General features: G+C 59.7%; 5 protein-coding genes. 2 read left to right on the top strand and 3 right to left on the bottom strand.

Annotation, left to right across the window (positions count from 1 at the left end; translation table 11 throughout):
* Positions 1 to 124: 124 nt before the first annotated feature.
* Positions 125 to 2734 carry a bifunctional aconitate hydratase 2/2-methylisocitrate dehydratase gene (gene acnB / locus H096_RS12320; protein WP_033898481.1) on the bottom strand — a complete coding sequence of 870 codons (2610 nt, stop codon included), beginning with the start codon at positions 2732 to 2734 and terminating at the stop codon, positions 125 to 127.
* Between the two features lie 397 nt (positions 2735 to 3131).
* Between acnB and H096_RS12315 the strand changes: the two genes are divergently transcribed.
* Positions 3132 to 3602 carry a DUF1289 domain-containing protein gene (locus H096_RS12315; RefSeq protein ID WP_016979484.1) on the top strand — a complete coding sequence of 157 codons (471 nt, stop codon included), beginning with the start codon at positions 3132 to 3134 and terminating at the stop codon, positions 3600 to 3602.
* 3 nt (positions 3603 to 3605) lie between these two features.
* Here the strand turns inward: H096_RS12315 and H096_RS12310 are convergent, their stop codons facing one another.
* Complete coding sequence (locus H096_RS12310; protein WP_033898480.1) at positions 3606 to 4469, bottom strand: universal stress protein; 864 nt, start codon at positions 4467 to 4469, stop codon at positions 3606 to 3608.
* Positions 4470 to 4625: 156 nt separating this feature from the next.
* On the opposite strand from H096_RS12310, the gene miaE reads away from it, so the two are divergent.
* Complete coding sequence (gene miaE / locus H096_RS12305; RefSeq protein WP_016979482.1) at positions 4626 to 5228, top strand: tRNA isopentenyl-2-thiomethyl-A-37 hydroxylase MiaE; 603 nt, start codon at positions 4626 to 4628, stop codon at positions 5226 to 5228.
* Here the strand turns inward: miaE and H096_RS12300 are convergent.
* Positions 5184 to 6383, bottom strand: coding sequence for an MFS transporter (locus H096_RS12300; protein ID WP_033898479.1), 1200 nt, complete (start codon positions 6381 to 6383; stop codon positions 5184 to 5186). The two genes, miaE and H096_RS12300, sit on opposite strands and share 45 nt — an antisense overlap.
* Positions 6384 to 6524 lie beyond the last annotated feature (141 nt).

Genomic DNA, 6524 nt, shown 5'->3' with positions numbered 1-6524 from the left:
GTAAGGGCGGAACCAATACCAGCCGTTACCCAAATAACGGATATGTACCCAGTCCCACCTATATCCCAGACATAAAAAAACGCCGCGTACCTCACGATACGCGGCGCCTCTTCACATCAACACTTTAGGCCTGAATCACCGGAATGTTGGCGCTAGCTGCGATCTTGCGGAACTCAGCAATCTGGTCGAAGTTCAGGTAGCGGTAAACGTCACTGGCCATGGTGTCCAGTTTCGCCGCGTAGCCCATGTACTCTTCGACGGTCGGCAGGCGACCCAGGGTAGAAGCCACTGCCGCCAGCTCGGCCGAAGCCAGGTAGACGTTAGCGCCGTCACCCAGACGGTTCGGGAAGTTACGGGTCGACGTCGACACAACGGTCGAGTTCGGCTCTACACGTGCCTGGTTACCCATGCACAGCGAGCAGCCCGGCATTTCCATGCGTGCGCCAGCCTTGCCGTAGATGCCGTAGTAGCCTTCTTCGGTCAGTTGGTGAGCGTCCATCTTGGTCGGCGGCGACAGCCACAGACGAGTTGGCAGCTGGCCCTTGACCTGCTCCAGCAGCTTACCGGCCGCGCGGAAGTGACCGATGTTGGTCATGCACGAACCGATGAACACTTCGTCGATCTTCTCGCCGGCAACGCTCGACAGCAGACGGGCATCGTCCGGGTCGTTCGGTGCGCAGAGGATCGGCTCGTTGATCTCGGCCAGGTCGATCTCGATGATTTCCGCGTATTCCGCGTCGGCATCGGCTTCCATCAGTTCTGGGTTCTTGACCCAGGCTTCCATCGCTTGGGCGCGACGTTCCAGGGTGCGTGGGTCGCCGTAGCCTTCACCGATCATCCAGCGCAGCAGGGTGATGTTGGAGTTCAGGTACTCGGTGATCGACTCTTTCGACAGCTTGATGGTGCAACCGGCAGCCGAACGTTCAGCCGAGGCGTCGGACAGCTCGAAAGCTTGTTCCAGCGTCAGGTCGTTCAGGCCTTCGATCTCCAGGATGCGGCCAGAGAAGGCGTTCTTCTTGCCTTTCTTCTCTACTGTCAGCAGACCCGATTGGATCGCGTAGTAAGGAATGGCATGAACCAGGTCACGCAGGGTGATGCCAGGTTTCATCTTCCCTTTGAAGCGCACCAGGATCGATTCCGGCATGTCCAGTGGCATAACGCCAGTGGCTGCGGCGAACGCGACCAGGCCGGAACCGGCCGGGAACGAGATGCCCATCGGGAAACGGGTGTGGGAGTCACCACCGGTACCGACGGTGTCCGGCAGCAGCATGCGGTTCAGCCAGCTGTGGATGATGCCGTCGCCTGGACGCAGCGATACACCGCCACGGGTCATGATGAAGTCAGGCAGGGTGTGGTGGGTGGTCACGTCGATCGGCTTTGGATAGGCCGCGGTGTGGCAGAACGACTGCATGACCAGATCGGTCGAGAAGCCCAGGCACGCCAGGTCTTTCAGTTCGTCACGGGTCATCGGACCGGTGGTGTCCTGGGAACCGACGGTGGTCATCTTCGGTTCGCAGTAGGTGCCAGGACGAACGCCTTTGCCTTCTGGCAGACCGCAAGCCTTGCCGACCATTTTCTGTGCCAGGGTGAAGCCTTTGCCGGTGTCGACAGGCGCTTCTGGCAGCTTGAACAGATCGGTTGGGCCCAGGCCCAGTTCGGCACGGGCCTTGTCGGTCAGGCCGCGACCGATGATCAGCGGGATACGGCCGCCGGCGCGGACTTCGTCCAACAGTACCGGGGTCTTCATTTCGAAGGTGGTGATGACTTCGTCGGTGCCGTGTTTGCAGACTTTGCCAGCATGCGGGTACAGGTCGATCACGTCGCCCATGTTCATGTTGGTAACGTCAAACTCGATTGGCAGTGCGCCCGCATCTTCCATGGTGTTGTAGAAGATTGGAGCGATCTTGCTGCCGAAGCAGAAGCCACCGGCGCGCTTGTTCGGCACGTACGGAACGTCGTCGCCGAAGAACCACAGGACGGAGTTGGTGGCCGATTTACGCGACGAACCCGTACCGACCACGTCACCGACGTAGGCGATCGGGAAGCCTTGGCCGCGCATTTCTTCGATCTGCTTCATCGGGCCGGTCTTGCCTTGCTCGTCCGGCACGATGCCTTCACGGGCCATTTTCAGCATGGCCAGGGCGTGCAGCGGGATGTCAGGACGGGACCAGGCATCGGGAGCAGGGGACAGGTCGTCGGTGTTGGTTTCGCCGGTGACCTTGAACACGCGCAGGCTGATCTTGTCGGCCAGGGTAGGGCGGTTGCTGAACCACTCGCCGTCGGCCCAGGACTGGATCACGGCTTTGGCGTGTTCGTTGCCGTTCTTGGCTTTTTCAGCCACGTCGTGGAACGCGTCGAACATCAGCAGGGTGTGCTTGAGTTGGGCGGCGGCGACCGGAGCCAGAGTGGCGTCGTCCAGCAGCTCAACCAGGGTCACGATGTTGTAGCCGCCTTGCATGGTGCCAAGCAGTTCAACGGCGCGTTGCTTGCTGATCAGGGGGGAAGTGGCTTCGCCCTTGGCCAGGGCAGACAGGAAACCGGCCTTGACGTAGGCAGCTTCGTCAACGCCTGGTGGAATGCGATTGGTGATCAGGTCAACGAGGAATTCTTCTTCGCCAGCCGGAGGATTTTTCAGCAGCTCGACCAGGCCTGCGGTTTGTTCGGCGTTAAGCGGCTGGGGAACGATACCCAGGGCTGCACGCTCTTCGATATGTTTGCGGTAGGCTTCAAGCACAGTTATTACCCTCATCAGTGGTCCCACGGGACGCTCATCCAGAAATGAACGGCACGCATGCGCTCGGGGGCTTTTTGGGCCGCAAAGCCAGCGCTGCCGGCATTCCTCACAGAAGCTGCTTTCAAAGTTTTACGCCTGCAGAACGGAGCTGATGAGGGTTGGCGAGGGCTCTGACCTACCGAGTCATTAACCATCGCCAACACCGTTCTGAAGGAACGACTGTGCTCGTGACGCTTTGAAAACAGCTTCCAGCGGATTATTGGCGCCTTACAAGGCCGGATGATTCTACGGCAAAAAAAATCTAAAGGTAAGTTGCCTAACCAAGTTTGCTGGGTGATCAAGCTTAGACAAAGGGCTAACATGGCGCATTGTTTCGCTGATTTGCGTGTCGTTGCCCATGTCCAACCAAACTATCAAGACCCCTTGCGTCGGCCTGTGCTCCACGGTCTACGGCGATCTCGTGTGCCGTGGCTGCAAGCGCTTCCACCACGAAGTGATCCAGTGGAACGGCTACGGCGAAGAGGAAAAACGTGCGGTCTGGCTGCGCTTGGAGCAGCTGCTGGTGCAGGTGATGGCCGGCAAACTGGAGGTTTTTGACCCCAAGACCCTGCGCGGCCAACTGGAACAGCGCAAGATCCGCTTCGTGCCGCACCAGTCCGAATACTGCTGGGCCTACCAGTTGATCGCCCGCGGGGCTCGGGTGATCAATAATCTGGAGGCCTATGGCATGGTGCTGTTGCCCGAGTTTCGCGATTGGCCCTTGCCGGACCTGCGCGATGCCATTGATCGGGAGTTCTTTATCCTCTCCGAAGCCCACTACCAGCGCTATATCGCGCCGGGGTTTCTCAAGGATGCGTTTGGCGCGTAGCTGTCAGGCTTTGGTGGCCTGTTCCACCAGACGGTCCATCACTTCTTCTGGCTTGAGCACCAGCACATCGCTTTCCAGCGTATCCAGCACGACCTCTGCGGTGTTGCCGATCAGTGCCCCGGAAATACCCGTGCGACCCACGGTGCCGATGATCGTGACCGCCGCCTGTAGCTTGTGGGCGAGATGCGGTATCAACACGTCCGCCGGTCCTTCCTCGATATGCAGGTGTTTGTCGTCCACGTCGAACTCCGCCTGAAACGCCCTGCATTGCTCGCGATAACGCGCCTCGATGGTTTCCTTGAGCTGAAAGGTCGGGTCCGCCGCTGACAGCATCGGCGACGGATGGGCGCTGATCACATGCAACTGCGCCTTGGCCAGGTGGGCGATATCAAAGCCATGGTCAATGATCGAATTGTGCAATGAGCGGTGCTCACCGTCGGTATTGCCCACATCGATCGCCGCCAGGATCACCCCGCCAGCCCACGGCGTAGCGGTCTTGACCAGCAATACCGCCGTCGGGCAATAACGCAGCAACTTCCAGTCCGCAGGCGTCAACAGCGCCTTTTTCAATGGACTGTCCGGGAAATGCTGCTTGATCACCAGCCCACAGCCTTCGGCCTGCTGCACGTCGATAATGGTTTCATGCAGGCTGGCATTCCACGCCTGCTCGGTGCTGACGCTGTAGCCGTCCTCTTGCAAACCGGCCTTGAGCAGCGCCAGCAGCGCCGAGTGCTCATGCTTTTTGTCGCAGACCAGCAAATGCAGGTGCGCGCCGGTGACCCCGGCAATCAGCTTGGCACGCTTGAGGGCCAGGCTTTCCGAATGCTCGGGTTCGATGATCACCAGGATGCTGCGGATGGCTTGCATGATCGGGATCTCCATAAAAAAGGGCGGGGGCCTGGAACAACTATAGTTGCTGGCGAGCGCACGTCATGTTGATGCACATCAAGGCCGGTGGCTGGTGGTCTGCGGCGGGGTCGGTATAATCGCCGGCCTTTTGTGATCCTTTTGCCCGTGAGCCCGATGAACCTGCCCGAAATCCACGAATTCCTCGGTTGCCGCACCCCTGACGCCTGGGTCCAGGCCGCGCTGGCCGATCAGGACACCCTGCTGATCGACCACAAGAACTGCGAATTCAAAGCCGCCAGCACCGCCCTTAGCCTGATTGCCAAGTACTACAGCCATGTGGACCTGATCAACATGATGTCGCGCCTGGCCCGTGAAGAGCTGGTGCACCACGAACAAGTCATGCGCTTGATGAAAAAACGCAAGGTCGAGTTGCGCCAACTGAATGCTGGTCGCTACGCCTCGGGTTTGCGCAAAGTAGTGCGCACCCATGAACCGGTCAAGCTGGTGGACACGCTGGTGGTGGGCGCGTTTATCGAAGCACGCAGTTGCGAGCGTTTCGAAGCATTGGTGCCGCATTTGGACGAAGAACTCGGGAAGTTCTACTTCGGTTTACTGAAAAGCGAAGCGCGGCACTTCCAGGGTTACCTCAAGCTGGCCTACCAGTACGGCGACGCCAAAGACGTCGCCCAGGTGATCGAGCGGGTGAGGGCGGCCGAGCAGGAACTGATCGAGTCACCCGATATCGAGTTCCGCTTTCACAGTGGCGTGCCAGCCTGAGGCCACGGCCACGCCGATCAGCGCGGTGATCCCGGCCAGCAACAGGATCACCGACTGCGTGCCCAGCGGTGCCGCCAACAGCGCAATTGCAAGGCCCGCCAAGGGTTGCGGCAGGTTGTTGAGTAAGGTGATCACACCTACGGTCTTGCCGAAGTCCTGCACGGGAATCACCCGCTGACGGGTACTGCGCAGGTAGACGTTGAACATCTTGTCGAAACCGGTGACCAGCAGGAAACCCACGGCGTACAGCCACACGCCGGGGCTGACCGCCATGATCACCGCACCGACCGCAATCATCGAATACGACAAGCCGCCTAGCACCTTCAGCGGCAGCCCGGCCCGCGCCAGGTAAAACAGAATCCCGATGGTCACCAAGGCGCCGGCTGCCTGCAGCAGGGCGTAGGCGTCCTTATCCTGTGCAAATTGGCCCGTCACCATCGCCGCAGACGTGGCCAGCGTGACGCCAACGATCAGGTTCACGCCCACGGCCAGGGTGATGATCCGCTTCAGTTCCGGCAGTCGGCGGATATGCCCGAAGGCAATCTTCAATGGCCGCAGCCAGATATCCCGGTGCTGTTCGAAGGTTTCCAGGCTGACGGTGCTGGAGCGTTGCCACAGCCGCATCGCCAGGTCGGCCAACAAGAACAGCCCGGCCACCCCGAGGACGACCCAGTGCCAGGCCCACACATCCAGCATCAGCGCCGCCACCAGCGGCCCGAGCACCAGCCCGCTCTGGTCGGCGATCTGCGAATAGGACAGCGTCTTGGCGTAGCTGTAGTGGGGGAAGACATGGGGCATCAGCACTTCCCGTGCCATGATGCCCTGGGTAGTCAGCACGCCGCAGAGCGCCGAGAGCAGTACGATCCAGACGATGCCGTCGAATACCCCGTACAAAACCACGGCCGTCACACAGGCCAATGCCCGGTAAACCTGGCTGATATGCAGGATGCGCACCGGCGCGAACTTGTCGCACACTGCGCCACACACCGGGAACGCGAGATAACGCGGCAGCGACTCGATAAAAAACGCCATCCCGGCCCAGGCCACGCTCTGGGTGGTCTGGAACACGATCAAGGGCACGATAAACAGTAGAATCTGGTCCGCCAGCCGCGACAGGAACAGCGAAACAAAGAACGCCAGGTAATCCTTGCGCATACAACTCCCTGTGGATGGCGTTAAAGATTGCAGGGTATTTGTTAAAAACTCTTAAAAGCATGAAGCTTCGTCGGCCAATGCTGGCCAGCTGCTTTAGGGAAACTCTGAAAAAGACTTTCAGATTTGGTGAAATAGCCGCCT

This window comes from Pseudomonas sp. FH1 (assembly GCF_000510895.2).
GTDB lineage: Bacteria > Pseudomonadota > Gammaproteobacteria > Pseudomonadales > Pseudomonadaceae > Aquipseudomonas > Aquipseudomonas azotoformans_A.
Note: the sequence above shows the minus strand (reverse complement) of the source record. Positions and strands in the feature narration are given on the sequence as shown.

Bases quoted from the DNA above. Each gene is read 5' to 3' on its own strand.
- miaE (WP_016979482.1), top strand. From the start codon at position 4,626: ATGAACCTGCCCGAAATCCACGAATTCCTCGGTTGCCGCACCCCTGAC.
- H096_RS12315 (WP_016979484.1), top strand. From the start codon at position 3,132: ATGTCCAACCAAACTATCAAGACCCCTTGCGTCGGCCTGTGCTCCACG.
- H096_RS12300 (WP_033898479.1), bottom strand. From the start codon at position 6,383: ATGCGCAAGGATTACCTGGCGTTCTTTGTTTCGCTGTTCCTGTCGCGG.
- H096_RS12310 (WP_033898480.1), bottom strand. From the start codon at position 4,469: ATGCAAGCCATCCGCAGCATCCTGGTGATCATCGAACCCGAGCATTCG.